At 64.1% G+C, this 26736-nt stretch carries 18 protein-coding genes; 5 read left to right on the top strand and 13 right to left on the bottom strand.

All coding sequences use genetic code 11. From position 1 onward, the window contains the following. Nucleotides 1–507: 507 nt before the first annotated feature. The 5 genes from WH265_RS07575 (at nucleotide 508) to WH265_RS07555 (ending at nucleotide 7650) form a co-directional block, all read left to right on the top strand. Nucleotides 508–1869 (top strand): NAD(P)-dependent oxidoreductase, encoded by a 1362-nt coding sequence (locus WH265_RS07575; protein ID WP_339557835.1) that lies wholly within the window; start codon nucleotides 508–510, stop codon nucleotides 1867–1869. Nucleotides 1870–1910: 41 nt separating this feature from the next. Then, on the top strand, nucleotides 1911–3233 hold the full coding sequence (gene preA, locus WH265_RS07570; RefSeq protein WP_339557834.1) for an NAD-dependent dihydropyrimidine dehydrogenase subunit PreA: 1323 nt from the start codon (nucleotides 1911–1913) through the stop codon (nucleotides 3231–3233). Nucleotides 3234–3359: 126 nt separating this feature from the next. Then, nucleotides 3360–4865: an NCS1 family nucleobase:cation symporter-1 gene (locus WH265_RS07565; RefSeq protein ID WP_339557833.1), complete on the top strand. Its 1506-nt coding sequence runs from the start codon at nucleotides 3360–3362 to the stop codon at nucleotides 4863–4865. A 45-nt stretch (nucleotides 4866–4910) separates the two neighbouring features. After that, complete coding sequence (gene hydA / locus WH265_RS07560) at nucleotides 4911–6377, top strand: dihydropyrimidinase (protein ID WP_339557832.1); 1467 nt, start codon at nucleotides 4911–4913, stop codon at nucleotides 6375–6377. Nucleotides 6378–6393: 16 nt separating this feature from the next. After that, nucleotides 6394–7650 carry a Zn-dependent hydrolase gene (locus WH265_RS07555; protein ID WP_339557831.1) on the top strand — a complete coding sequence of 419 codons (1257 nt, stop codon included), beginning with the start codon at nucleotides 6394–6396 and terminating at the stop codon, nucleotides 7648–7650. Between the two features lie 138 nt (nucleotides 7651–7788). On the opposite strand, the gene groL is transcribed toward WH265_RS07555, so the two are convergent. From groL to WH265_RS07490, 13 genes are all read right to left on the bottom strand, one after another. Next, the gene (gene groL, locus WH265_RS07550; protein WP_339517284.1) at nucleotides 7789–9432 is read right to left on the bottom strand and encodes a chaperonin GroEL; all 1644 of its coding nucleotides are present in this window, start codon (nucleotides 9430–9432) and stop codon (nucleotides 7789–7791) included. A 168-nt stretch (nucleotides 9433–9600) separates the two neighbouring features. Then, nucleotides 9601–9891, bottom strand: coding sequence for a co-chaperone GroES (locus tag WH265_RS07545; RefSeq protein ID WP_021025779.1), 291 nt, complete (start codon nucleotides 9889–9891; stop codon nucleotides 9601–9603). Between the two features lie 324 nt (nucleotides 9892–10215). Beyond that, a complete protein-coding gene (locus WH265_RS07540; RefSeq protein ID WP_339557830.1) occupies nucleotides 10216–10899 on the bottom strand; it encodes a TetR family transcriptional regulator C-terminal domain-containing protein in 684 nt (227 codons plus the stop codon). 148 nt (nucleotides 10900–11047) lie between these two features. Continuing rightward, nucleotides 11048–11974, bottom strand: a complete 927-nt coding sequence (locus WH265_RS07535; protein WP_339557829.1) for a hypothetical protein — start codon at nucleotides 11972–11974, stop codon at nucleotides 11048–11050. 195 nt (nucleotides 11975–12169) lie between these two features. Then, nucleotides 12170–13297 carry a ribonucleotide-diphosphate reductase subunit beta gene (locus WH265_RS07530; RefSeq protein ID WP_445228491.1) on the bottom strand — a complete coding sequence of 376 codons (1128 nt, stop codon included), beginning with the start codon at nucleotides 13295–13297 and terminating at the stop codon, nucleotides 12170–12172. 58 nt (nucleotides 13298–13355) lie between these two features. Then, nucleotides 13356–16259, bottom strand: a complete 2904-nt coding sequence (locus WH265_RS07525) for a ribonucleoside-diphosphate reductase subunit alpha (protein WP_339557828.1) — start codon at nucleotides 16257–16259, stop codon at nucleotides 13356–13358. A gap of 432 nt (nucleotides 16260–16691) precedes the next feature. Then, a complete protein-coding gene (gene ampD / locus WH265_RS07520) occupies nucleotides 16692–17288 on the bottom strand; it encodes a 1,6-anhydro-N-acetylmuramyl-L-alanine amidase AmpD (RefSeq protein WP_339517453.1) in 597 nt (198 codons plus the stop codon). A gap of 74 nt (nucleotides 17289–17362) precedes the next feature. Continuing rightward, nucleotides 17363–18892, bottom strand: a complete 1530-nt coding sequence (locus tag WH265_RS07515; protein WP_339557827.1) for a sigma-54-dependent transcriptional regulator — start codon at nucleotides 18890–18892, stop codon at nucleotides 17363–17365. Further along, nucleotides 18889–20586 carry an ATP-binding protein gene (locus tag WH265_RS07510; RefSeq protein ID WP_052329916.1) on the bottom strand — a complete coding sequence of 566 codons (1698 nt, stop codon included), beginning with the start codon at nucleotides 20584–20586 and terminating at the stop codon, nucleotides 18889–18891. Before WH265_RS07510 ends, WH265_RS07515 begins: the two co-directional genes overlap by 4 nt. Nucleotides 20587–20589: 3 nt before the next feature. After that, on the bottom strand, nucleotides 20590–20826 hold the full coding sequence (locus WH265_RS07505) for a PP0621 family protein (protein ID WP_021026462.1): 237 nt from the start codon (nucleotides 20824–20826) through the stop codon (nucleotides 20590–20592). Nucleotides 20827–20832: 6 nt separating this feature from the next. Further along, the gene (locus tag WH265_RS07500; RefSeq protein ID WP_339557826.1) at nucleotides 20833–21639 is read right to left on the bottom strand and encodes a cytochrome C assembly family protein; all 807 of its coding nucleotides are present in this window, start codon (nucleotides 21637–21639) and stop codon (nucleotides 20833–20835) included. Between the two features lie 110 nt (nucleotides 21640–21749). Continuing rightward, the gene (locus WH265_RS07495; protein WP_021026460.1) at nucleotides 21750–22676 is read right to left on the bottom strand and encodes a diguanylate cyclase; all 927 of its coding nucleotides are present in this window, start codon (nucleotides 22674–22676) and stop codon (nucleotides 21750–21752) included. A gap of 49 nt (nucleotides 22677–22725) precedes the next feature. Next, entirely contained in the window at nucleotides 22726–26595 is a 3870-nt protein-coding gene (locus WH265_RS07490; protein WP_339557825.1) for a response regulator, read from the bottom strand. Nucleotides 26596–26736: the final 141 nt, after the last annotated feature.

Genomic DNA, 26736 nt, shown 5'->3' with positions numbered 1-26736 from the left:
CGCGCGCTTGCCCCAAGGCTGGATTTGCGCTTCCAGCCACATGCAGACCTTCCGCTGGCACTGCTTGCTGCGCGGGTGATGGCGCCTGGCAGATCGGCGCATGCGCCGATGGATCGCCCCTTCATGGCTGGCCAGCCTTGCGCATTTCCGCACAAGCCCAGAACGCCAGGTTCGCGCCAGGCCAGCCCCGCCTCGCCTCGCCTCGCCCCGTGGCCAGACTGAAGGGCCGGCAGAAGTCTATGCCTAGTGTTTTTACCAGTGCGTAAAACTTTAATCGGGCATTTAATGGTTCCCTAAGTGCTGCGGCAACAGCAGCACAGGACAGATAAAACACCCACGATGAGGGCCTGATGAACCCTCCCTGGTTGGTGCAGCTTTGGCGGTGAATGGGATGGCGCGGCCATGCCATTTGCCGGACCCGTTGTAGATGCAGTGGCGCGGTCGCAGGCGGCATGGTGATGGAGCCGTTCGCACTCGCGCTGGTAACCCAGTCGAGGAGGATGAGTCATGAACGGACCCACAGGATGCGGTGTGCGCGCAGGACGGCTTGGCGCGGAACAATATGCCGATAACTTTTCAGATGCGCACCCGCCGCTGACATGGGCGCAGGCATCGATCGAGGCCGAGCGCTGTTACTACTGCTACGACGCGCCCTGCGCCACGGCCTGCCCCACCAGCATCGATGTGCCCAGCTTCATCGCCCGCATTGCGCAGGACAACATCCGGGGCGCGGCCAAGACCATTCTCGAATCGAACCCGCTGGGCGGCATGTGCGCCCGGGTGTGCCCGACCGAGGTGCTGTGCGAGCAGGCCTGCGTGCGCAACACCAATGAGGACAAGCCGGTGGAAATTGGCGCGCTGCAGCGCTATGCCACCGACCGCTTCATGGCAGCGGGCGGCGCGCCGCTGTTCCAACGCGCCGAGCCCACCGGCAAGAAAGTGGCTGTTGTGGGCGCTGGCCCGGCCGGGCTCGCCTGCGCACACCTGCTGGCCTTGCAGGGCCATGATGTCAGCCTGCTCGATGCCAAACCCAAGCTTGGCGGCTTGAACGAGTACGGCCTGGCCAGCTACAAGACCACCGATGATTTTGCACAGCGTGAAATTGACTGGCTGCTGTCGGTGGGTGGCATTGCCCCGCGCAACAACCAGCGGCTGGGCCGCGACTTCACCCTGGACAGCCTGCTGGCCAGCCATGATGCGGTGTTTCTGGGCCTGGGCCTGGCAGGGGTCAATGACCTGGGTATTGCCGAGCCCGCCGCCCAGGGCCTGCGCAATGCGGTCGATTTCATTGCCGATATCCGCCAGGCGCCCGACAAATCCACGGTGCCGGTAGGCCGGCGTGTGGTGGTGATTGGCGGCGGCATGACGGCCGTGGACGCGGCCGTGCAAGCCCGCCTGCTGGGTGCCCAGGAAGTCACTATCGTCTACCGGCGCGGCCAGGATGCGATGTCGGCCTCCGCGGTGGAGCAGCAATGGGCGCAGACCCATGGTGTGACGATCCGGCTGTGGGCGGCGCCGCAAGAGGTGCTGGTGGACAACGGTGCCGTCAGCGGCATCCGCCTGGCCGCCACGCAGCAGGTCGATGGCAAGCTGCAAACCACTGGCGAGACCGAGGTGCTGGCGGCCGATATGGTGCTCAAGGCCATCGGCCAGAGCTATATCGCCGAGCCCGCCGGCGCGCGTATCGCCCTCAAGGCCGGGCGAATCGAGACGGACGAGGACGGCCAGACCAGCCTGGAGCGGGTCTGGGCGGGGGGCGACTGCCGCTGGGGCGGCCGAGACCTGACGGTGGAAGCCGTGGAGCACGGCAAACGCGCCGCAGCGGCCATGCACCGCATGTTGATGCGCGAAGTGGGTGTCAGCGCCTAAGCGCACGCCCAGCCCTCTATCCACCGAACCAAGGAGTCGCCATGGCCGATATTCGCAGCAATTTTCTGGGCATCCGCAGCCCCAACCCTTTCTGGCTGGCCTCTGCGCCGCCGACCGACAAGGAGATTAACGTCACCCGCGCCTACGAGGCGGGCTGGGGCGGTGTGGTCTGGAAGACGCTGGGCGAGGACCCGCATGTGGTCAACGTCAACGGGCCGCGCTACTCCACCTTGATGTCGCAGGACCGGCGCGTCATGGGTCTGAACAATATCGAGCTGATCACCGACCGTCCCTTGCAGATCAACCTGGAGGAGATGGCCCGGGTGAAGCGGGCCTGGCCCGATCGCGCGCTGATCGCCTCGCTGATGGTGCCCTGCGTCGAAGAGAGCTGGAAGCGCATCCTGCCGATGGTGGAGGACACGGGCGCCGATGGCATTGAGCTGAACTTTGGCTGCCCGCACGGCATGAGCGAGCGCGGCATGGGCGCTGCCGTGGGCCAGGTGCCCGAGTACATCCAGATGGTCACCGAATGGTGCAAGCACTACAGCCGGCTGCCGGTGATTGTGAAGCTCACGCCCAACATCACCGATGTGCGCTTTCCGGCGCGCGCGGCCAAGGCGGGCGGGGCGGATGCGGTGTCGCTGATCAACACCATCAACTCGGTGATGGGCGTGAACCTGGACACCTTAGTGATGCACCCCAGCACCGATGGCAAGGGCTCGCACGGCGGCTACTGCGGCCCGGCAGTCAAGCCGATTGCGCAGAACATGGTGGCCGAGATCGCCCGCGATCCGCAAACCGCTGGCCTGCCGATCTCCGGCATTGGCGGCATCACCACCTGGAAGGATGCGGCCGAATACATTGCGCTGGGCTGCGGCACGGTGCAGGTCTGCACCGCTGCGATGGTCTATGGCTTCAAGATCGTGCAGGACATGTGCGATGGCCTGTCGCACTACATGGACGCGCATGGCTTCAAGACCATCGAGGACTTCCAGGGCCGCGCCGTGCCCACCGTCAGGGACTGGAAGGACCTGAACCTCAACCACATCGACAAGGCCGTGATCGACCAGGACAGCTGCATCCAGTGCGGCCGCTGCCATGTGGTTTGCGAAGACACCTCGCACCAGGCCATCTTCTACCAAAAGGGTGAGGCCGGTGAGCGCCGCTTTGAGGTGAACGAGGCCGAATGCGTGGGCTGCAACCTTTGCGTGTCGATCTGCCCGGTGCCCGACACGATCTCGATGCGCAGTCTGCAGCCCGGCGAGGTGGATGCGCGCACCGGCAAGACCGTCACTGGCGAGTACGCGAACTGGACCACCCACCCCAACAACCCGTCACGGGTGGCCGCGCAGATCTCCCCTTGAGCGGCGAGCGCGCCGTCCCTTGCGGTGGCGCGCTTTTTGCATGACCCGATGTGCTACAGGATGGAAACCAAGACTTTGGATTTGGACGCTTAGAACCTATCGATAACACCTCTCAAGGAGTGAGCAATGTCCCATGACGCGCAAGCAAGGGGTGCCGCCGGCAGCGAAGCCGGTGGCCTTTGGAACGACGACCTCGCACCCACGCAAGCCTCGCAGCGAACGTGGACCTGGTACCACTTCACGGCGTTGTGGATAGGCATGGTGATGTGCATTCCGGCCTACACCTTGGCTGCCAGTCTGGTTGAAGGCGGCATGTCGGCGTTCCAGGCGGTGATGACCGTGTTTCTGGCCAACCTGATTGTGCTGGTGCCGATGCTGCTGATCGGGCATGCGGGCGCCAAATACGGCATCCCCTATGCAGTGCTGGCCCGCGCCTCCTTCGGCACCCGGGGCGCCAAGTTGCCTGCAGTGCTGCGCGCGCTGGTGGCCTGCGGCTGGTACGGCATCCAGACCTGGTTTGGCGGTCTGATGATCTACACCTTGCTCGGCGTGATCCTGGGCCATCCGCTCGAGAGCGAAAAGATCTCCTGGCTGGGCATCAATGTGGCGCAGCTGGTCTGCTTCCTCGTCTTCTGGGCCATCCAGTTCTATTTTGTGGTGCATGGCATCGAGTCCATTCGCAAGCTCGAGACCTATACGGCGCCGGCCAAGATCGTGATCTGCTTTGTGCTGCTGTGGTGGGTGTATGACAAGGCGGGCGGCTTTGGCCCGATCCTGAGCAAGCCGTCGGCCTTTGCAGCCGGAGAAGCGAAGGCCGGCCAGTTCTGGGGCACCTTCTGGCCGTCGCTCACAGCCATGATTGGTTTTTGGGCGACCCTGGCGCTGAACATTCCCGACTTCACCCGCTTTGCCCGCTCGCAGCGGGACCAGATCGTGGGCCAGGCCATCGGCCTGCCGGTGCCCATGGGGCTGCTGGCGGCCCTGGCGGTGATCGTCACCTCGGCCACGGTCGTCATCTATGGCAAGGCGCTGTGGGACCCTGTGGATGTGGCCGCGCGCATGACCGGCGCTGCGGTGCTCATCGCCCTTATCGTGCTGCTGGTCGATACGGTGAGCGTCAATCTGGCGGCCAACCTGGTGGGCCCCGCCTACGACTTTTCTGCACTGAACCCCAAGCGCATCAGCTACCGCACCGGCGGCTACATCACCGTGGCGATTGCGATTTTGATGATGCCCTGGAAGATTCTGGAGTCCACCCAGGGCTATATCTTCACTTGGCTGATCGGCTACTCGGCGCTGCTCGGCCCGATCGCGGGGATCCTGATGGTCGACTACTTCCTGATCCGCCGCACCCAGCTCGATGTGGACGAGCTCTACCGCGAGGGCGGCAAATACAGCTATTCCGGCGGCTGGAACTGGGTGGCTGTTGCCGCATTTGCCTGCGGCGTGGCGCCCAATATTCCGGGCTTTCTCAATGCCGCTTTTCCTGCCAGCTTCCCCGATGTGGCGGCGATCTTCAAGCACCTGTATGCCTATGCCTGGTTCATCGGCCTGTTCATTGCCGGTGTGGTCTACCGCATCGGCATGGCCAGCCATGTGGTGGCATCGCAGGCCATGCTGCGGCGCGCTTGAGCGCAGCTGCCGCCGTTTTTGTGATCTGAACCAAGGAGAGACATGATGAGCACAGCCAGCCACCCCCTTCTGATCCGTGGTGGTACCGTCGTGAATGCGGACCGTGAAGAGCGCGCCGATGTGCTGCTGGTGGACGGCAAGATTGTGGCGGTCGGTGAGGGGGCTGCGGCCCAGGCGCCGGCCGGCACCGAAACGCTGGATGCCAGCGGCCAGTATGTGATGCCCGGCGGCATTGATCCGCACACCCATATGCAGCTGCCCTTCATGGGCACGGTCACCGCTGACGACTTCTTCACTGGCACTGCCGCGGGCCTCGCCGGTGGCACCACCAGCATCATCGACTTTGTGATTCCCGCGCCGCAGGAGCCGCTGATGGAGGCCTACCGCAAGTGGCGCGGCTGGGCCGAGAAGTCGGCGGCCGACTACTCCTTCCATGTGGCGGTGACCTGGTGGAGTGAGCAGGTGCGCGAGGACATGGGCCGGCTGGTGCGCGACGAAGGCATCAACAGCTTCAAGCACTTCATGGCCTACAAGAACGCCATCATGTGCGACGACGAAACCCTGGTCAACAGCTTCCGGCGCGCGCTGGAGCTGGGCGCCATGCCCACCGTGCATGCCGAAAACGGCGAGCTGGTCTACCTGCTGCAGCAGGAGGTGGCGCGCATGGGCATCACCGGCCCGGAAGGCCATCCGCTGTCCCGTCCGCCGATGGTGGAGGCCGAGGCCGCCAACCGGGCCATTGCGATTGCCGATGTGCTGGGCGTGCCCATCTACGTGGTGCATGTGAGCTGCATCGAGGCGGCCGACGCCATTGCCCGCGCTCGGGCGCGTGGCCAGCGCGTCTACGGCGAAGTGCTGGCCGGCCATTTGACGATTGACGACAGCGTCTACCGCCACCCCGACTACGCGACGGCCGCCGCCTATGTGATGAGCCCGCCGTTCCGCCCCAAGGAGCACCAGGAAGCGCTGTGGCGCGGCCTGCAGGCCGGGCACCTGCACACCACGGCGACGGACCACTGCACCTTCTGCGCCGAGCAAAAGGCCGTGGGCAAGGACAATTTTGCCAAGACGCCCAATGGCACTGGTGGCGTTGAAGAGCGCATGGCCGTGGTCTGGGATGCCGGGGTGAACACCGGGCGTCTGACGCCCAGCGAGTTTGTCGCGATCACCTCGGCCAACACGGCCAAGCTCTTCAATGTCTATCCGCGCAAGGGCTTTGTCGGCGTGGGCGCCGATGCCGATGTGGTGCTTTGGGACCCCAAAGCCACCAAGACCTTGTCGGCCAAGACCCAGCACTCCAAGGGCGATTTCAACATCTTTGAAGGCCGGCAGGTGACGGGCCTGCCCAGCCACACCATCAGCCGAGGCCGGCTGGTGTATGCCAATGGCGAGCTGCGGGCCGAGAAGGGTGCGGGCCAATATTTCAAGCGGCCGGCCTTCGGCCCCAACTTCCAGGCGGTGCAAAGGCGGGCGCAAGAGACGGCGCCGACGGCCGTGGCCCGCGCGCAATGAAACAAGGAGACCAAGCATGGACACGAAAGTGAAGACCGATACCAGCCAGCTGCGCATCAATGGCGACCGGCTCTGGGCATCGCTGATGGAGCTGGCCCAGATTGGTGCCACCCCCAAAGGGGGCGTGTGCCGCCTGGCCTTGACCGACCTGGACCGCCAGGGGCGCGACCTGGTGACACGCTGGGCCAAGGAGGCGGGCATGACGGTCACCATCGACAAGATCGGCAATGGCTTTATGCGCCGCCCAGGCCGCAACAACAGCCTGCCGCCGATCATGACGGGCAGCCATATCGATACGCAGCCGACCGGTGGCAAGTTTGATGGCAACTATGGCGTGCTCGCCGGCATCGAGGTGGTGCGCACGCTCAATGACCATGGCATCGAGACCGAGGCGCCCATCGAGGTGGCCTTCTGGACCAACGAGGAGGGCTCGCGCTTTGTGCCGGTGATGATGGGCTCAGGCGTGTTTGCCAAGGCCTTCAGCCTGGAGCATGCCTATGCCGCCAAGGATACCGAGGGCAAAAGCGTGAAGGAGGAACTGGAGCGCATTGGTTATATCGGCCCGCAGGAACCGGGCGACCACCCGATTGGCCACTATTTCGAAACCCATATCGAGCAAGGCCCGGTGTTGGAGGACCATGACAAGACCATTGGCGTGGTGACCGGCGTGCTCGGCATCCGCTGGTATGACTGCACCGTCACCGGCATGGAAGCGCATGCCGGCCCCACGCCGATGGCGCTGCGCAAGGATGCCTTGCAGGTCGCCACCCAGGTGATGCAGGAGGTGGTGGCCTGCGCGCACCGCCACCCACCGCACGGGCGCGGCACGGTGGGCATGGTGCATGTGCACCCCAACAGCCGCAATGTGATTCCGGGCGAGGTGAAATTCAGCATCGACCTGCGCAATGCCACCGATGCCGATTGCGAATCGATGGACCAGGATATCCGTGCGGTGGCCGCGCGCATCAGCCAGGAGACCGGCCTGCCGATCAAGATCGACCTGGTGTCCAGCTACACCGCCCAGCCCTTCAACGCGGATTGCATCGATGCCGTGCGGCGCGGTGCGCAGATGCTGGGCTACTCCCACATGGATGCCGTCTCCGGCGCGGGCCATGATGCCGTCTATATGGCGCGCCTGGCGCCGGCGGGCATGATCTTCATCCCCTGCAAGGATGGCATCTCGCACAACGAGATTGAAGACGCCAAGCCCGAGCACATCACCGCAGGTTGCAATGTGCTGCTGCATGCGATGCTGGAGCGCGCCTGCCGCTGAGTCGGTGCGGATGGACTCGCTGAGCCAGAGACGATAAAAAACCCGGTCACCTTGACGGTGCCGGGTTTTTTTGGTGTCTGGCACCAAGCCCGCAAGCTTGCTTGCAGGCTTGATGGTGCGCTATGACAGCCGGGGCAATTACATGCCCATGCCGCCCATGCCACCCATGCCGCCCATGTCGGGCATCGCAGGTGCTGCGTCAGCCTTGGGGGCTTCAGCAATCATGCACTCGGTGGTCAGCAGCAGCGAAGCCACGGACGCAGCGTTTTGCAGCGCGGTGCGGGTCACCTTCGTTGGGTCCAGGATACCCATTTCCAGCATGTCGCCGTAGGTGTCGTTGGCAGCGTTGAAGCCGAAGTTGCCCGTGCCCTTGAGCACGGCATCCACCACCACCGATGGCTCGCCACCGGCGTTGGCCACGATTTCGCGCAGAGGCGCTTCGATGGCCTTCATCACCAGCTTGATACCAGCGTCTTGCTCGGCATTGCCGGTAGCCAGGGCGCCCACGGATTGCTTGGCGCGCAGCAGAGCCACGCCACCACCGGCCACAATGCCTTCTTCCACAGCAGCGCGGGTAGCGTGCAGGGCGTCTTCCACGCGGGCCTTCTTTTCCTTCATTTCGACTTCGGTGGCAGCGCCCACCTTGATCACGGCAACACCGCCGGCCAGCTTGGCCACGCGCTCTTGCAGCTTTTCACGGTCGTAGTCGGAAGTGGCTTCTTCGATCTGAGCGCGGATTTGCTTCACGCGGGCTTCGATTTCAGCAGCTTGGCCAGCACCGTCGATGATGGTGGTGTTTTCCTTGCCGATTTCGACGCGTTGGGCTTGGCCCAGGTCTTCCAGGGTCACCTTTTCCAGCGACAGGCCCACTTCTTCAGCGATCACCTTGCCGCCGGTCAGGATGGCGATGTCTTCCAGCATGGCCTTGCGACGGTCGCCAAAGCCTGGAGCCTTCACAGCCACCACCTTCAGGATGCCACGGATGGTGTTGACCACCAGGGTAGCCAGTGCTTCGCCTTCGACGTCTTCTGCAATGATCAGCAGAGGACGGCCGGCCTTGGCCACGGCTTCCAGCGTAGGCAGCAGGTCACGGATGTTGCTGATCTTCTTGTCGAACAGCAGCACGAAGGGGTTGTCCAGGATCGCGGCTTGCTTTTCTGGGTTGTTGATGAAGTAGGGCGACAGGTAGCCACGGTCGAACTGCATGCCTTCAACGACGTCGAGTTCGTTGTCCAGCGACTTGCCTTCTTCCACGGTGATCACGCCTTCCTTGCCGACCTTGTCCATCGCGTCAGCAATGATCTTGCCCACGGATTCGTCGGAGTTGGCGGAGATCGAACCGACTTGGGCGATTTCCTTGGAGGTGGTGGTGGCCTTGGATTGCTTCTTGAGCTCTTCCACCAGGGCAGCGACAGCCTTGTCGATACCGCGCTTCAGATCCATTGGGTTCAGGCCAGCGGCCACGTACTTGGAGCCTTCGCGCACGATGGCTTGGGCCAGCACGGTAGCGGTCGTGGTGCCGTCACCAGCGATGTCGTTGGTCTTGGAGGCCACTTCCTTCACGAGCTGGGCGCCCATGTTCTGCAGCTTGTCCTTGAGTTCCACTTCCTTGGCCACGGACACACCGTCCTTGGTCACGGTAGGGGCGCCGAACGAACGCTCGAGCACCACGTTACGGCCCTTAGGGCCCAGGGTCACCTTGACGGCGTTAGCCAGAATGTTCACGCCTTCAACCATGCGTGCACGTGCTTCACCGCCGAATACTACGTCTTTTGCTGCCATTTTTGGCTCCTAAATACTTGAAAACTTGAAATGAGAATGAATGCTCGGGAGAGAAAGCGTAGCGAGCAGGTGTCAGGCTAGGCGCATGGAGCGCAGCAACCGGAACGTACTTGGGTACGTGAGGATTGCGAGCACCGCGCAACGACGCCTGGCACCTGCGCAGTAGCTTTATTTCTCGACGACGGCGAAGAGGTCTTCTTCTTTCATCACCAGCAGTTCATTGCCGTCCACCTTGACCGATTGGCCGGAGTACTTGCCGAACAGCACGCGGTCGCCGACCTTCACGCCCAGGGTGATGGACTCGCCCTTGTCGTTCTTCTTGCCTGGGCCAACGGCCAGCACTTCGCCTTGGTCTGGCTTTTCAGCAGCGTTGTCGGGGATGTAGATGCCCGAAGCGGTCTTGGTTTCGTTTTCCAGACGCTTAACGATCACGCGATCGTGCAGAGGACGCAGGTTCATAACAACTCCTTCAATATCAATACCAGGTTTTGATGAAAGATGGCCCGGCAGATGCCGCGCCAAATACGCAAAAATTTCTGAGAAGTGGTGGTTTTAGCACTCTACCCCTTCGAGTGCTAATAATAAGGTCATTTGATGACAGTTCAAGACTGCGGGGGCTAAAAAATCCAGGGGGCTGTGCTGTCGGATCGCGATCCCTCAGCACTGGATTTGCGCAAGCATCGATGGATGCTTGGAATGTTGCTATCAAATTTGGATATGTACAGGCAAATGCGACATGCAGCACGGGGGACAAGCGCTGCACCAGGGGCCGCAGGTCCTTGCTCAATCGGGCAGTTCGATCTTGAGCGTGGCCGACAGCATCTGCACCAGCAAGGCCTCGGCCTGGGCGAAGTCACCTGCGTCCAGTGCGGCCTTGTTCTGCAGCAGCGCAAACTGGGTTTGCTGGTCGACATAGCCTTGGGTGATGGCCCAGATGCTGAACATCAGGTGCTGGAAATTGACGGGCGCGATCCGGCCTTGTTCGGCCCAATGCGCAAACGCTGCCACATTGGCTGCCAGCAACGGTGCGATGCGCTCGCGCACCGCAGAGGCCGCAAACGGCGCGCCGGCAATCATCTCCTTGGTGAACAGCTGGCTGCCATAAGGGCGGGTGCGCGCAAACTCGAATTTCTCGCGGATGTACTGGCGGATCTGCTGGGCCGGCTCGCCGTCCTTGGACAGGCCCGTCATATGGCCCAGCCAGTCATCGATCACCGAGGCCAGCACCGCCTGGTACAGCGCCTCTTTGCTGGGGTAGTAGTACAGCAGGTTGTGGCGGCTAAAGCCTGCGTCCTGCGCGATCTGCTCCAGCGGTGCACCTTCAAAACCCAGCAATGCGAAATGCCGCTCTGCCGAGCCCAGGATCATGTCAATCTTGCGCAGACGGGCGGCACTGGGTTTGCGTGCCATCGCGGCAGTGGCTGCATGCGCGCTGGCTGGCGGTGTGGGAAGAAGGGCATCATTCATGAGCCCGTATTGTCTGGCATTTGGGAGGCCTTGTAGCCAGACATGAAAAGCGCCGCACGACAGACAAGAAAAAAGGCAACGCATCGCGTTGCCTTGGTGACCAAGCGGTGCCTTGCGGCACCCGGGCAGGTTGCCCGGCTTGGTGGTCTTATTGTGGGCGGCTGTTGGTGGGGAAAGGCCAAGCAGCATTGGTGCTGAGCACGGTCTTGACAGGCTCTGCAGCAGCAGGCGCAGCAGCAGCAGGGGCCTTGGCAGGAGCGGCAGCCTTCTTGGCGGGAGCAGCCTTCTTCGCAGGTGCTGGAGCCTTGGCAGCAGCAGGGGCCTTGGCAGGAGCAGCGGCCTTCTTGGCGGGTGCTGGAGCCTTGGCAGGAGCGGCAGCCTTCTTGGCTGGAGCAGCGGCCTTCTTCGCAGGAGCGGCAGCCTTCTTAGCTGGAGCAGCAGCCTTCTTCGCAGGAGCAGCGGCCTTCTTGGCAGGAGCGGCAGCCTTCTTCGCAGGAGCGGCAGCCTTCTTCGCAGGAGCGGCAGCCTTCTTCGCAGGAGCGGCAGCCTTCTTCGCAGGAGCTGCAGCCTTCTTAGCTGGAGCAGCGGCCTTCTTCGCAGGAGCAGCAGCCTTCTTAGCTGGAGCAGCAGCCTTCTTCGCAGGAGCTGCAGCCTTCTTGGCAGGAGCAGCGGCCTTCTTGGCAGGAGCTGCAGCCTTCTTGGCAGGAGCTGCAGCCTTCTTCGCAGGAGCAGCGGCCTTCTTGGCTGGAGCGGCGGCCTTCTTGGCGGGAGCGGCAGCCTTCTTCGCAGGAGCAGCGGCCTTCTTGGCAGGAGCGGCAGCCTTCTTCACGGCAGTCTTGGCAGCTGCGGTGGATTTGGTTGCGGGCTTGGCGGCGGCCTTCTTGGCGGCTGGCTTAGCAGCGGCCTTTTTGGCGACGGCCTTGGCAGCAGGCTTTGCAGCTGCCTTGGTGGCGGCTGGCTTGGCAGCGGCCTTGGGCTTTGCAGCTGCCTTGGGGGCGGCTGCCTTGGTTGCAACTGCCTTCTTGGCAGTTGCCTTGGTGTCAGCAGTTTTCTTGCTTGCTTTGGACGTTGCCATGCTCTTCTCCTTCGGGTCAATTTAGAAAGCAGACTTCATGCCTGATTGAATTCGACACGAAGTTTTGATAGCAAACTGAATTGTGCATCAGCTGCTAGCAACTGGCATAGTGCAAACCTCAATAAAGACGCCAAATTTCACAGTTTTCTCTCAGGAAAACCACATTCTGACGGGGTTTGCACATCAAGGTCGGCGTCAATCCCAGGAAAGCGCGCCACCGGACTGGTATTCGATGACCCGTGTCTCGAAGAAATTTCGCTCCTTTTTCAGGTCGATCATCTCGCTCATCCACGGGAAAGGGTTGTCCTCGTTGGGGTACAAAGCTTCAAGGCCGATCTGCGTTGCGCGGCGGTTGGCGATGTAGCGCAGGTAGCCTTTGAACATCGATGCGTTCATGCCCAGCACACCTCTGGGCATCGTGTCTTCGGCATATTGATATTCAAGTTCGACTGCTTGAATAAACAAGGCCTTGATCTCGTCCTTGAACGCGGCGGTCCACAGCTGCGGGTTCTCCAGCTTGAGCTGGTTGATCAGGTCGATGCCGAAGTTGCAGTGCATGGACTCGTCGCGCAGGATGTACTGGTACTGCTCGGCTGCGCCCGTCATCTTGTTCTGGCGGCCCAGCGCCAGGATCTGCGTGAAGCCGACATAGAAGAACAGGCCCTCCATCAGGCAGGCAAAAACGATCAGGCTCTTGAGCAAGGTCTGGTCGGTCTGCGGCGTGCCGGTCTGGAAGCTGGGGTCCATGATCGCCTCGATGAAGGGGATCAGAAACGCATCCTTGTTGCGGATCGAGGGGACCTCGTTGTAGGCGTTGAAGATCTCGGCCTCATCCAGGCCCAGCGACTCCACAATGTACTGGTAGGCATGCGTGTGGATGGCTTCCTCAAAGGCCTGGCGCAGCAGAAACTGGCGGCACTCCGGCGCGGTGATATGGCGGTAGGTGCCCAACACAATATTGTTGGCTGCCAGCGAATCGGCGGTGACGAAAAAGCCCAGGTTGCGCTTGACGATGCGGCGCTCGTCTTCGGTCAGGCCATGGGGCGATTTCCACAGCGCGATGTCGCGCGTCATGTTGACCTCTTGGGGCATCCAGTGGTTGGCGCAGGTGGCCAGGTATTTCTCCCAGGCCCATTTGTACTTGAAGGGCACCAGCTGGTTGACATCGGTCTTGGCGTTGATGATGCGCTTGTCGGCGGCATTGACGCGCTTGAATGTGGCGGCTGGGGATGCGGCAGGCGATGCAGAGGGCGAGGCCGCCGTGGTGGCCGGCGCGGCTGGTGTGGCCAGCGCGTCCATCGAATCTTCTTCAAAGCTCAGCATGGATGAATGCTCCTGGTGGTGGCCGCTGCTGCGGTCCGGTTCAGTCGGTCCGCGTGGTCTACTGGCAGGCTTCGCAGCCGGGGTCATCGATGGCGCAAAAGCGAATGTCGGTGCCGGGCGCGGCGAACTGCGATGCAGCAGCGGCGGCGTTGGCGACAGCCTGGGCAACGGGCGAGGCATGGCTGCTGGGCACGGCATTGAGCACGCGGCTTTGGATGGTGGATTTCTCGGCCTGCGTGGCGCTGGTGGTGCGCAGGTAGTAGGTGGTCTTGAGGCCGCGCACCCAGGCAAGCTTGTAGGCGTCGTCGAGCTTCTTGCCCGAGGCCCCTGCCATATAGATATTGAGGCTTTGCGCCTGGTCTATCCATTTCTGGCGCCGCGAGGCCGCTTCCACCAACCAGACCGGATCGACTTCAAAGGCGGTGGCGTACAGCGCCTTGAGTGCATGGGGCACGCGGTCGATGGGGCGCAGCGAGCCATCGAAATGCTTGAGGTCCATGACCATCACATCGTCCCACAGGCCCAGCGCTTTGAGGTCGCGCACCAGGTACTGGTTGATCACGGTGAACTCGCCCGAGAGGTTGGACTTGACCGAGAGGTTGCCAAACGAGGGCTCGATCGAGGCATCGACACCGACGATATTGGAGATCGTGGCCGTGGGCGCAATGGCCACGCAGTTGGAGTTGCGCATGCCGTCCTGCGCGATCTTGCGGCGCAGTGCCTCCCAGTCTAGCTGCATGCTGCGGTCGACCTGCACATAGCCGGCCTGGCCGCGCGACTGGGCAAGCAGGTCCAGCGTGTCCAGCGGCAAAATGCCTTGGCTCCACAGCGAGCCGGGGTAGCTGCTGTAGACACCGCGCTCGCGCGCCAGCTCGGTCGATGCCCAGTAGGCGTAGTAGCAGACCGCCTCCATCGAGCTGTCGGCAAACTGCAGGGCCGCATCGCTGGCGTAGGGGATGTGCAATTGGTAGAGGCTGTCCTGGAAGGCCATGATGCCCAGGCCCACCGGGCGGTGGCGCAGGTTGGAGTCGCGTGCCTTGCCCACCGCGTAGTAGTTGATGTCGATGACGTTGTCGAGCATGCGCATGGCCGTCGTGATGGTGCGCTTGAGCTTGTCATGGTCGAGCGCGAGGCCGCCTTGGCCGTCGTCCTTCAAGTGGCGCGCCAGGTTGACCGAGCCCAGGTTGCAGACGGCGGTTTCCGTGTCGCTGGTGTTGAGCGTGATCTCGGTGCAGAGGTTGGACGAGTGCACGACGCCGGCATGCTGCTGGGGCGAGCGCAGGTTGCAGGCATCCTTGAAGGTGATCCAGGGGTGGCCGGTCTCGAACAGCATCGACAGCATCTTGCGCCACAGATCGACCGCGGGCACGGTCTTGCTCAGCGCCAGCTCGCCGCTGGCGGCCTTGGCCTCGTAGGCGGTATAGGCCCGCTCAAAGTCCTGGCCAAAGCGGTCATGCAGATCGGGCACATCGGAGGGGGAGAACAAGGTCCACAGGCCTTTTTCCATGACCCGTTGCATGAACAGATCGGGGATCCAGTGGGCGGTGTTCATGTCATGGGTGCGGCGGCGGTCATCGCCGGTGTTCTTGCGCAGCTCCAGAAACTCCTCAATGTCCAGGTGCCAGGTTTCCAGATAGGCGCAGACGGCGCCCTTGCGCTTGCCGCCCTGGTTGACTGCCACGGCCGTGTCGTTGACCACTTTGAGAAAAGGCACCACGCCTTGCGATTCGCCATTGGTGCCCTTGATGCGGGCGCCCATCGCACGCACCGGCGTCCAGTCATTGCCCAGGCCACCGGCAAACTTGGACAGCAAGGCATTTTCGCGGATTGCATCGTAGATGCCGCCCAGGTCATCGGCCACCGTGGTCAGGTAGCAGGACGACAGCTGCGAGCGCAGGGTGCCGCTGTTGAACAGGGTGGGTGTGGACGACATGAAGTCGAAGGACGAGAGCAGGTCATAGAACGCGATGGCCCTTGCATTGCGGTCGTCCTCCTTCAGCGCCAGGCCCATGGCCACGCGCATGAAGAAGGCCTGGGGCAGCTCGATGCGCTGCTGGCCTACATGCAGAAAATAGCGGTCATACAGCGTCTGCAGACCCAGGTAGTCAAACTGCAGGTCGCGCTCGGGCTGGAGGGCGGCGGCCAGGCGCGGCAGGTCAAAGTCCAGCATCTCGGGGGCGAGCAGTTCGTGCTCCACCCCTTGCGCGACAAAGCCGGGGAAGCTGCTGCGGTAGGCCGCGCCCATGTCGGCACTGCTGACGTCCTGGCCCATCACCTCGCGCGTGATGGTGTGCAGCAGCAGGCGCGCGGTGACAAAGCTGTAGTCCGGGTCTTTTTCGATCAAGGTGCGGGCGGCGAGGATGGAGGCCTTGAACACCTCGTCCATGTGGACGCCGTCATAGAGGTTGCGCAGGGTTTCGCTCAAGATGGGCGCGGGGTCGACATCCTGGCCCAGGCCCTGGCAGGCTGCGGCAATTCGGTCATGGAGCTTTTTGACATCGAGCAGCACCTGCTGGCCCCGGTCCTGCACATGCAAGCTGGCATGGGCGGGCGTGTGCTGGGCCTGGAGCTGGGCGCGCTCCTGGTTGCGGCGCTCGCGGTACAGCACATAGGCACGTGCCACCTCATGGTTGCCGCCGCGCATCAGGCCCAGCTCGACCTGGTCCTGCACATCTTCGATATGGAAGGTGCCGCCGCCCGGGCGCGAGCGCATCAGCGCACGCACCACCGTGTGGGTCAGGTTCTCGACCACTTCGCGCACGCTGGCCGATGCCGAGCCCTGGCTGCCATGCACGGCCAGAAAGGCTTTCATGATGGCGGTGGTGATCTTGGGGGGCTCGAAAGGGACGACTGCTCCATTGCGCCGCATGATCTGGTAGTCCGGCAGTACGGTAAATCCATCCAGGGTGCGCGAGCTGGCGGCCGGTGCGGACCGATGCTCGGAAAGCGAAGCAGCGCTCATGATGTCCTCTCTGTGGTGCATGAAAAGCCGGAGAAACAGCGCTGGGCATACCGGTACCACTGAGCCGCCGGCAACCACCTCACACTACATGTAGTGTTTTATTAAGCGCTGGACACTACCTGTAGTGTATGGCGCATTGCAGGCTTTGTGTGTAGTGCTGATGACCATGCTGCGCAGCAAAACGGCGGCAACTGCGCATGGCGTGGTGGTTTGCGCCTGCAAACCACCGCTGTGTGTGTGTTTCTGCGCCATCTGCGTTGCAGAGCCTGCGTAAAACATAGGCATTGCATCTGAAAAAATTTTTTTCAAATGTGGAAAATTGCCGTGTTTTTTGTGGCGTACATGCCTTTCATTGCATGCGAATGAAAGGGGATGCCGGGCAGATGCAGGCGGCTTTGAACAGGTTCTTAGAGGCTTGGGCTATAGCCCGATTTAGAGGCCGAGCGATGCGGGAAACATCGATCGCGGCCAGGCCAGATCCTGCTGCAGCTGGGGCCAGAGAAAGCCGGGACCCGGGTCGTTCTTGCGGCCCGGCGCAATGTGCTCATGGCCGGCAATATAGGCGATCGCATACTGCGCGCGGATCTGCTGGCACAGCTGCACCAGGCTCTCGTACTGGGCGGGCTCGAAAGTCTCGCCCTCCAGGCCTTCGAGCTCGATGCCGATGGAGTCGTCATTGCAGCGCGGCCTGCCGCGCCAGAACGATTGGCCGGCATGCCAGGCGCGCTGGTCGGCGCTGACAAACTGCCACACCAGGCCTTGGCGCGTGATGAAGAAATGCGAGGACACCTGCAGGCCCCGGATGCTCTGGAAATAGGGGTGGGCATCCCAGTCGAGCTGGTTGGTAAAGAGGCGCTGCACATCCCCCGTGCCGTAGATGCCCGGCGGCAGGCTGATCGAGTGGACGACCACCAGATCGGTGCATGCCCCCTCAGGCCGGGGGCCGAAATTGGGCGAGGGGCAGTGCGTGGCCGTGCGCAGCCAGCCGTCTTGCCAGAGCGCTGCCTGCGGCGCGCTGGTGGCGTGCATATTGGCATGAGGCGCAGCGTGGGGGTGCGCGCCAGGCGGTGTCTCGGGCAGGTCGTGGGGCATGGCGGCGGGCCCTAGGGCTGCATCCCATCGCTGGGGTCATGGATCTGCAGCCGCTCCATGCGGTAGCGGATCTGGCGCAGGCTGATGCCCAGGCGGTTGGCCGCAGCGGTGCGGTTAAAGCCAAACTCCTGCAGCGCACGCACGAGGATGTCGCGCTCGATGCCATCGAGCCAGGCCTGCAGATCGGCGGGCAGATCCTGTGGCGGCGCAAAGCGCTGGAGGCTGCTGGGGGCCATGGCCGCAGCCTGTGGCTGGAGCGGCGCCAGCGGCGCGCTGGGCCGTACATAGGCCGGTGCCGGCTCTGCTGCCTGGCTCTGCGCGGGCACGGGAGGCGTGGCACCAGCCCGGGCCGGCTCCACATCGAGAAAAGCGCCATCGCTCAAGGCGACCGAGCGCAGCAACAGGTTTTCCAGCTCGCGCACATTGCCCGGCAGCGCGTGGCCCGCCAAGGTGTGCAGCGCCTGGGCGCTGAGCTGGGGCACCGGCTGGCCGCTCTCGCTGGCGATGCGCTCGAGCAGCGCCTGGCACAGCGCGGGCACATCTTCGCGGCGCTCGCGCAGCGGCGGGATGAAGATGTCAATGACGTTGAGCCGGTAGTACAAGTCCTGGCGAAAGCGCCCGGTCTGCACATCGGTCGCCAGATCGCGGTGGGTGGCGCTGACGATGCGCACATCGACCGCTTCTTCCTGTTGCGAGCCCAGGGGCCGCACCTTGCGCTCCTGGATCGCACGCAAGAGCTTGGCCTGCATCGACAGCGGCAGCTCGCCGATTTCATCAAGGAAGAGGGTGCCACCATGGGCGGCCTGGAAAAAGCCTTCGCGGTCCTGGTTGGCGCCGGTGTAGGCGCCTTTGCGGGCACCAAAGAACTCCGCTTCGAGCAGGTTCTCGGGGATGGCGCCGCAGTTGACGGCCACCATCGGCCCGCTGGCCCGCTGGCTGTTGCGGTGCAAGGACTGGGCCACCAGCTCCTTGCCGGTGCCCGATTCGCCGCGCACCAGAATGGGCGCCATGCTGCCGGCCACCTTGGCAATGCGCTCGCGCACCTGCTGCATCACAAGGGACGGGCCGATCAATTCGCGCTGGGCCGGGAGGGCTGACCGCGCGGGCGTGCCCGGCTGCGGCGCCGCTTGAGACGCGGGCTGCGCCAGGGCCAGCGCAGCGGCATCCTGCAGCCCCTGGCTGGCAGAGGCCACCACCTGGCGAAACTGCTTGAGGTCCACTGGCTTGGTCAGGTAGTCAAACGCGCCTTCGCGCAGGGCCGCGACGGCATTGTCGGCCGAGCCATAGGCGGTCATGACGATGGCGCGCTCGCTGCGGCCCTGGCTGCGCAGGTCCTGCAGCAGCTCCATGCCCAGGCCATCGGGCAGGCGCATATCGGTGATCAGGATCTCGAAGCGGCGCTGCTGCAGCTGGGCGCGGGCTTCCTGCACCGAGCCGGCCGTGTAGACCCGGTAGCCTTCGCGCAGCAAGGTCAGCTCATAAAGGGTTCTGAGGTCGGGCTCATCGTCCACGACCAGAACAGTGGTGTTTTCAAAACTCATGCCTGGTGGATCAAATCAGTCTGCTGGGGATGCGCGGGGCTGGCGGCCCTGCGAAACTGCACAATAAAGGCATTGCCCTGTGCCAGCTCGGGCAGCGCTGTGCTCTGCCTTTCGTAGCGGATCATAGCGCCATGGCGGGTGCACAGCTCGCGGCAGATGTACAGGCCCAGGCCGCTCGATCGGCTCTCGGACGAGAAGAAGGGCTCGAACAGGTGCTTTTCGATGGTCGGCTCGATGGGCGCGCCGTCGCTCCAGACCACCAAGGTGGTGGTGCCCGTGAGGCTGCTGTGGGTGCTGACGCGCAAGGAGTCTGCACAGTCCCGGCGGTAGCGCTGGCCGTTGTTGAGCAGGTTGTAGAGCAGCTGGCGCAGGTGCCCGGTGTCAAAGGCCACCAGGCTGTCCTCGGCACTGAGCGACAGCGCCACGGTGTGGGCGGCAGGGGCCAGTGCCATCCAGTCATGGCAGATGTGCAGCACGCTGTCATTGAGGGCAATGGAGTCGCCATCGCCGGGCTGGATCTGGTTATGCACGCGGGCAATGTCCAGAATATCTTCGGCAATGCGGCCCAGGCGCTGGGCATTTTGCTCGACCATATAGGTCAGGCGCTTCTGGCCCGGGTCGGTCAGCTCCTCATCGAGCAGCGCATTGGCCTGGGTGATGGCCGTCAGCGGGTTGCGGATTTCATGGGCGACAGCTGCGGACATGCGCCCCATTGCCGCCATTTTCTCGGTGCGCAGCCGCGCCTCTATCTCGCGCAGGTCATGCAAGAACACCAGGCACAGCGGGTCATTGTCATGGCTGCCAATGGTGCCGAAGGTGGGCAGCGGGTGGGTCAGCCAGGTGCGCACATGCAGGCCGATGGGGGCCATCTGCGGCGCGGTCAGTGCCAGGTCTTGCGAGAAGGGCTTTTGCTCGGCAAAGGTCTGGGTGACCTGCTCGACCACGCCGCGCCAGGCGGGCAACTGCGCCAGCGCCAGCGGCAGGTGGGGGTGGCCCAGCAAGGTCATGGCAGCCGGGTTGGCAATGCGCACCTGCAAGGCCTGGTCAGCCACCAGCACGCCATCGGGCAGGTTCTGCAGGATGAGCGCATTGATCTGCTCTTGCTGGTTGGCCGCAGCGGCATTGCGCAGGCCCTGCAAGGTCTCGCGCTCCACCCGCGAGGCGAGCAGCCGCACGAGGATGCCCACCAGAAAATAGGCCGCCCCGGCGAGCCCCGCTTGCACCGTGTTCTGCGTGCCATCGGGGTCAAACACCGACAGGCGAAAGCTCAGTGACTCGACAATCAGGAAGATCGTGATGTAGGCGCAGCTGCCCAAGGTCACCAGCCAACCGCCCAGGGTGCCGGCAAACAGCACCGCCAGGCCGAACATCGGCGTCAAGGTGTAGGTACCGGTTTTGGTCACCTCCAGCAGCGAGATCAACAGCAGATCCATGCCGATCGTGGGCAGCCAGGCATAGACGCGGCGCTGCGGTGGCGGCTGGTGGCTGAGCGCGGCATACAGCATCGCCGAGATGCCATAGGCGCCCAGCAGCGCCAGCTGCGACAGCAAGGGGCCCGATTGCGCCGGCGTGATGGCCATGGCGCCCAGCGCCAGCAGCAGGGCCACAAAGACGCGGGCCACCAGGTAGCCGCGCCACAGGCGCTTGAAGGGGGTTTCCATCAACGCCAGCGCGGCCATCGTGGCGATGCCCAAAGCCTAGCGCTGGCCAGGCGGCAGCGCCTGGGCGAGATGGGCTTGCGAGCAGTAATGTGCGCCCTGGTAGCCGATGGCATCGGACTGCGGCAGGTGCACGCCGCAGTGCGCGCAGTGCACCATGGGCTCGGGCTTGGCCAGGCCTTTTTTGGGCGGTGGCGGCGGCGCGTTCTTGACCCGTTGGCTGCGCCACATGTGCCAGCCCACGGCCAGCACCAGCAATACCAGCAAATACTTCATGGCAGCTCAGTGTTTCAAGATGACTTCAAGGACAAAGCGCGAGCCCACATAGGCCAGCAGCAGCAAGGTGGCGCCCACATAGAGCATGTTGACGGCGCGCTGCCCGCGCCAGCCAAAGCGCTTGCGGCCCACCAGCAGCACGGCAAAGGTCAACCAGGCCAGCATCGAGAACACCGACTTGTGGTTCCAGACCCAGGCCTTGCCGTACAGCGCCTCGCCAAACCACCAGCCGGCCAGCAAGGTCGCGGACAGCAGTATGAAGCCGGCCGTGACAAAGCGGAAGGTCAGGCGCTCCAGGGCCAGCAGTGGCAGACCGCTGTCGTGGCTGCCATCCTGGCGCATCTGGCGCTCGGCCCGGGTCATCAGTGCGGCATGCACGACGGCGGCGGCAAACAGGCCATAGGAGGCAATGCCCAGCGCCAGGTGCAGCGGCAGCCAGGGCGAGGCATTCACATGCAAAGGGCTGCCGGGGTAGACGCCGGCCAGCAGGACCGCGATGCAGCCCATGGCCGACAGCGGCCAGCGCGAGCGCAGCTGCGGGTAGAGCTGCTGCTCGACCACATACACCGTCAGCACCAGCCAGGCGGTGACGGACAGCGCCGGCGCAAAGCCGAAATGGGGCATGTCACCCACCAGGCTCCAGCCGATGGCCGCCAGGTGCAAGGCCCAGGCCGCGCGCAAGCCCAGCCGCGCGCTGGGCTCCTGCAGGCGTCGGGCCGCAAGTGCGGGGATGGCGTAGGCAATGGCTGCAGCAATGGCCAGCGCCCAGCCGATGGGGCTGGTGCTGGCTGCGGCAAAGGCGGGAGAGAGCATGCCCGCTATCATAGCTGCGGCGAAAGGCCTGTGTGCTCTGCGCGGGCGCTAGCGCCTTGCCATCTGCCGGCTATTGCCAGCGATCAACCGCAGAGCCTGCCCGGCGCGCGCTATATGCCGACGCTGGTCGCGCAGACCCGGTTGCGGCCGCTGGTTTTGGCCTCATACAGCAGTTCGTCGGCCCGGCGCAGGCAGTCCTCCAGGCCGTCGGTCTGGCCGCAGTGGATGGTCAGCACCCCGCAGCTCACCGTCAGCTCAGGCGCGGTGGTGGAGGCCGCATGGGCAATCGCCATCGTCTGCACTTCCTGGCGAAAGCGCTCCACCACGGCCACGGCATCGGCGTGGCCGGGCAGGATCAGCGCAAACTCCTCACCGCCAAAGCGGGCGGCCAGGTCATAAGGGCGGCGCGCATGGCGCGCCAGCGTACCGGCTACTTGCTTGAGCGCCTCATCACCTTGCACATGGCCATAGTGGTCGTTGTACAGCTTGAAGTGGTCGATATCGATCAGCGCCAGGCCCAGCGGGTCGTTTCTGCGCAGGCACAGGCGCTGGCTGCGCCGCAGCATGTCATCAAAATGCCGGCGGTTGGCCAGGTTGGTCAGGCCATCGACCTGCGCGAGGCGCTGCAAGGCTTGGCGCTGCAGCGCCAGGTCGATCTGGTTGCGCACCCGCACACTCACCACTGCCGGGCGGATGGGTTTGGAGACATAGTCGGCCGCGCCCAGGCGCAGGCCATACTCCTCGGCCGCAGCATCGCTCTGGCCGGTGATGAAGATGATCGCAATGCCGGCCGTCGCCTCCTGCTTTCTCAACTGGGTCAGCACCTCATAGCCATTCATGCCGGGCATGCTGACATCGAGCAGCACCAGCAGCAGCCGGTGCGATTCGCGCGTGGCGATGGTCAGCGCACTGGGGCCGTCCTTGGCCAGCAGCACGCGGTACTGCTGGCCCAGCAGCTCGGCGAGCATGGAGCGGTTGACGCGCTCGTCATCCACAATCAGGATGGTGGGTTGGTCGTTATCGGGCTCAGCTTGCATGGTGCGATGGTAGGGGGTCTAGGTCTCAAGGGGGCTGGTAGCCAGAAGGTCAAGGCAGGATCTGTTCGAGCCGCTCGATCGCCGCCAGCGCGGCCTCGCCGTCCAGGTCTTCCACATGCTGCAGGATCTGCTGGAGCAGCGGCGTCCAGCGCGCCGTGGGGCTGGCCAGGAGCATGCGTTCGAGCTCGCTGACGGCGGCATAGTCGCCATCGGCCACCAGGCGCTTGAGGTGCTTGAGGTCCTGGCGCAGGCTGGTGGCAGCGGGCGGGCTGGCCGCAGGCGCGGCGTCCAGCGCTGCGCTCGGCGGGGCCGGTGCATGCTGGCGCGTGGCCAGGCCTTGCAGCAGTGTCTGCAGCTGGGCGGCAAACTCGGAGGTCTCGGCATGCAGCAGGCGCTGGGGCTGCGCAGCGGGCGGCGGGGCCTGCGTCCACTCCCGGGCCTGGCTCTCGATGGTTTCGGCCGCCTGGACCAGGGCCGTGGCATCGAGGTAGCCCAGCGCCCCCTTGAGCGAATGGGCGAGCATCGACAGCGGCTCCCAGGATGACTGCTGCACATGCAGCACCAGGGTCTGGGGGGCGTCGGCAAAGTCGCGGTAAAAGCCGGCCAGCACCCGTTCGACCCGCTCGGCATTGCCATGGAAGCGCTGCAGCATCTTGGCGTGGTTGATGCCGGGCGTGGCTGCCACGCGGGCCTCGTCGCGCAGGAATTCGGACTCGGGCGCATCCGGCGTATCGGCATCGTTGCCGGGGCCTGCGATCCATTCGCTCAGCGTTTCGTACAGCTTGCGCTCGTCAATGGGCTTGGTCAGGTGGGCGTTCATGCCCGCTTCTTCAATGGCGCTGCGATCCTCGACGCGGGCCTGCGCGGTCAGCGCAATCACCGGCAGCTGCTGCAGATGGGGCAGCTGGCGCAGCGCGCGCGTGGCGTCCAGCCCATCCATCTGCGGCATGTGCACATCCATCAGCACGGCGTCGTAGTGGTGGTGCTCGAGCATGCTGAGCGCCTCGGCGCCATTGGTGGCCAGGCTCACCTGCACGCCGACCAGGCTGAGGAAGTCGGCAGCCACCTCGCGGTTGAGGGCGTTGTCATCGACCACCAGAACATTCTTGCCATGCAGGTGGGGGTAGAGCTGGATCGGGTTGGTGTGCAGCGCCTGCGGCTGGCCCGGCGTGTCGGGCAGGGCGCGCCGCGAGAGGCCGCCGCCCTGCGACTGCAAAGCCTCCAAGATGGCATTGAACAGCACCGATTGGGTCACCGGCTTGATCAGCAGGCCTTGCAGGTGCAGCTCTTCAGCCTTGCGCATGACCTCGTCACGGCCGTAGGCGGTCACCATCAGCACCGCCGGGGTGGCCGAGAGGTGTTCTTCCTCGCGGATGCGGCGCGCCACCTCCAGCCCGTCCATGCCTGGCATGCGCCAGTCCATCAGCACCAGGCCATAGGGCGTGCCCACGCGGGAGGCGAGCTGCAGATCGGACAAGGCCTGCTCGCCCGAATCCACCGTGTCGGCGCGCATGCCAAAGCCGCGCACCATCTCGGCCAGGATGTCGCGTGCGCTGGCGTTGTCGTCGACGATCAGCACGCGGTCCACCGGCGTGCCGTGGTAGCGGGCTGGTTTGGGCGCCTGCTGCAGCTGGGCGGGGTGCAGCTGCACCGAGAAGTAGAAGGTGCTGCCCAGCCCCGGGCTGCTCTCGACCTTGAGCTCCCCCCCCATCTGGCCCACCAGGCGCTGGCAGATGGCCAGGCCCAGGCCCGAGCCGCCGTAGCGCCGCGTGGTCTGGCTGTCGGCCTGCGAGAAGGGGCGGAACAGCTGGCTCATCTGGGCCGGGCTCATGCCGATGCCCGTGTCCTTGACGGTGATCTCCAGCCCGATCTTGCCCGGGACCACGGGGCGGTTGCCGGCGGTCTCGGTGGTCTGGATGCTGATGACCACCTCACCCAAGTGGGTGAACTTGATGGCATTGCTCACCAGGTTGTTGAGCACCTGGCTCAGGCGCAACGGGTCACCGCTCAGCTGCCGGGGCACATCGGGCGCGACCGAGTAGACCACCTCGATGCCCTTTTCCTCGGCGCGCAAGGTGGTGACTGCCGAGACGGTCTCGAGCACATCGTCGAGCGCGAACTCCACGTTCTCCAGGGTGAGCATGCCCGCCTCGATCTTGGAGAAATCCAGGATGTCATTGATCACCGACAGCAGTGCGTTGGCCGACAGCTCCACCTTCTCCAGGTAGTTGCGCTGCTTGGGCAGCAGCGGGGTCTGCTGGATCAGGCGTGTCATGCCGATGACGGTGTTCATCGGCGTGCGGATCTCGTGGCTCATCGTGGCCAGGAACTCGGACTTGGCGCGCTCGGCCGCTTCGGCCATTTCCTTGGCTTTTTGCAGTGCCAGCTCGGCCTCGCGCTCGCGCGTGATATCGAGCATGATGCCGTCCCAGATCGTGCCCGCTTCCTGGCGGCTGGGTGCCGAGCGGCAGCGCAGCCAGCGCAGGCTGCCATCGGGGCGGATGATGCGAAAGCTGCAGTCAAACAGGCTCAGGCGCTCCAACGCCTCGCGCTGCTGCTGCCGGTACATCGCCAGATCTGCCGGGTGGATGGTTTTGATATAGGCCGCGTTGTCGGCCATGATGGCCTGCGCGCTCACGCCGATGAGCTTTTCGATACCGGCGCTGATGTAACTCATGCGCAAGGTCGTGGCCGAGCCTTCGACGCGGTAGATCGCGCCACTGGGCAGGTTGTCGGCCAGTGCTTCCAGCCGCTGGCGTGCCTGTTCGCGCTCGGACAGATCCTGCAGCGTGCCGCTGAGGCTGACGATGCGGCCGCTGCTGTCATAGTCGGCCTGGCCCAGGATGCTGGCCGGGAACTGGCCGCCATCGGGCGTGTAATGGGTCACATCGAGCCGGTAGGGCTGGCCGGTCTGGGCGCATTGGGCAATGGCCGCGGCCACCTTGGCATAGTCCTGCGGCGGCATCATGTGGGCGATGTTGTCCTGGGTCAGCTTGGGCCCCTGCGGGTCCAGGCCATTCATCTCGTACATCATCTCCGAGGCCTCGATCTCACCGCTGGCCAGGTCCAGCGTCCAGCTGCCGATGCGCGAGAGCCGCTCGGCGCGGCGCAGCGAGTCATAGCTTTGGCGCAGCTGGTTTTCCGATTCGCGCATCTGCGTCGTGTCACGCGAAATGCCCAAGAGACCGATGACCTCGCCATGCTCGTTGCGGTACTGGCTCTTGATGGACTGGAAGCTGAGCCGGCGCCCCTCGATCAGCGCATGCGACTCCGACACCACCGGCGTGCTGCTCCGGTAAACGGCGGCATCGTCGTCGGCAAAATTGTTGTGGCCGCCGAGGATTTCAGCATCGGTCTTGCCAATCAGTCCCCCAGGCGGCATCTGCGTGATGGCCTCGGCCGCGGGGTTGGCAAACACATAGCGGCCCTGGCGGTCTTTGACAAAGACGATGTCCGAGGTGCCGCGCATCACCGCATCGAGCAGGTGGGTGGAATGGCGCCACTGCTGGGTGCTTTTCTCGACCTGCTGCTCGAGCGCGGCATTGAGCAGCTGAATTTCCTGGTCGCGGCGCACGCGCTCGGTGATGTCGTGGGAGATGGTGAAAAAGCGCTTCTCGCCATCCACCAGCTGGCAGGTGATGTGCACCTCGACGGGAAAGCAGGAGCCGTCCTTGCGCTGGTGGGTGTTGGTGGCCACGGTGTGTTCACCGGGCTCCATTTTCTGCCACAGGGCCAGCAACTCCTCCTGTGTGTAGTCCAGCGCAAAATCGGCCACCGTCAGGGCCATCAGCTCTGCCAGGCTGTAGCCCATCTCCCGGTAGGCCTGGGTATTGACATCCAGGATCCGGCCTTGCGTATCGGTCACGAAGAAGGCGTCCGAGAAATGGTCTAGCAAGTGGCGATACGGCGTATCTGGCATCGGTGATCCTGGTCAAAGAAAGCGCCACCTCAGGGTGGCGGGCAGGGCTTTGGCATTGCAGCTGGCCATGCCAGCGGGGGCAGGCGCAGGCCGCAGCTGCATTGTCGCGGCTTCGGGCCTGCATGTGCGCAGCCTCAAAGG

It is taken from the genome of Comamonas sp. MYb396 (assembly GCF_037479555.1).
Lineage (GTDB): Bacteria > Pseudomonadota > Gammaproteobacteria > Burkholderiales > Burkholderiaceae_C > Comamonas.
Note: the sequence above shows the minus strand (reverse complement) of the source record. Positions and strands in the feature narration are given on the sequence as shown.

Bases quoted from the DNA above. Each gene is read 5' to 3' on its own strand.
- WH265_RS07575 (WP_339557835.1), top strand. From the start codon at position 508: ATGAACGGACCCACAGGATGCGGTGTGCGCGCAGGACGGCTTGGCGCG.
- preA (WP_339557834.1), top strand. From the start codon at position 1,911: ATGGCCGATATTCGCAGCAATTTTCTGGGCATCCGCAGCCCCAACCCT.
- WH265_RS07565 (WP_339557833.1), top strand. From the start codon at position 3,360: ATGTCCCATGACGCGCAAGCAAGGGGTGCCGCCGGCAGCGAAGCCGGT.
- hydA (WP_339557832.1), top strand. From the start codon at position 4,911: ATGAGCACAGCCAGCCACCCCCTTCTGATCCGTGGTGGTACCGTCGTG.
- WH265_RS07555 (WP_339557831.1), top strand. From the start codon at position 6,394: ATGGACACGAAAGTGAAGACCGATACCAGCCAGCTGCGCATCAATGGC.
- groL (WP_339517284.1), bottom strand. From the start codon at position 9,432: ATGGCAGCAAAAGACGTAGTATTCGGCGGTGAAGCACGTGCACGCATG.
- WH265_RS07545 (WP_021025779.1), bottom strand. From the start codon at position 9,891: ATGAACCTGCGTCCTCTGCACGATCGCGTGATCGTTAAGCGTCTGGAA.
- WH265_RS07540 (WP_339557830.1), bottom strand. From the start codon at position 10,899: ATGAATGATGCCCTTCTTCCCACACCGCCAGCCAGCGCGCATGCAGCC.
- WH265_RS07535 (WP_339557829.1), bottom strand. From the start codon at position 11,974: ATGGCAACGTCCAAAGCAAGCAAGAAAACTGCTGACACCAAGGCAACT.
- WH265_RS07530 (WP_445228491.1), bottom strand. From the start codon at position 13,297: ATGCTGAGCTTTGAAGAAGATTCGATGGACGCGCTGGCCACACCAGCC.
- WH265_RS07525 (WP_339557828.1), bottom strand. From the start codon at position 16,259: ATGAGCGCTGCTTCGCTTTCCGAGCATCGGTCCGCACCGGCCGCCAGC.
- ampD (WP_339517453.1), bottom strand. From the start codon at position 17,288: ATGCACGCCACCAGCGCGCCGCAGGCAGCGCTCTGGCAAGACGGCTGG.
- WH265_RS07515 (WP_339557827.1), bottom strand. From the start codon at position 18,892: ATGAGTTTTGAAAACACCACTGTTCTGGTCGTGGACGATGAGCCCGAC.
- WH265_RS07505 (WP_021026462.1), bottom strand. From the start codon at position 20,826: ATGAAGTATTTGCTGGTATTGCTGGTGCTGGCCGTGGGCTGGCACATG.
- WH265_RS07500 (WP_339557826.1), bottom strand. From the start codon at position 21,639: ATGCTCTCTCCCGCCTTTGCCGCAGCCAGCACCAGCCCCATCGGCTGG.
- WH265_RS07495 (WP_021026460.1), bottom strand. From the start codon at position 22,676: ATGCAAGCTGAGCCCGATAACGACCAACCCACCATCCTGATTGTGGAT.
- WH265_RS07490 (WP_339557825.1), bottom strand. From the start codon at position 26,595: ATGCCAGATACGCCGTATCGCCACTTGCTAGACCATTTCTCGGACGCC.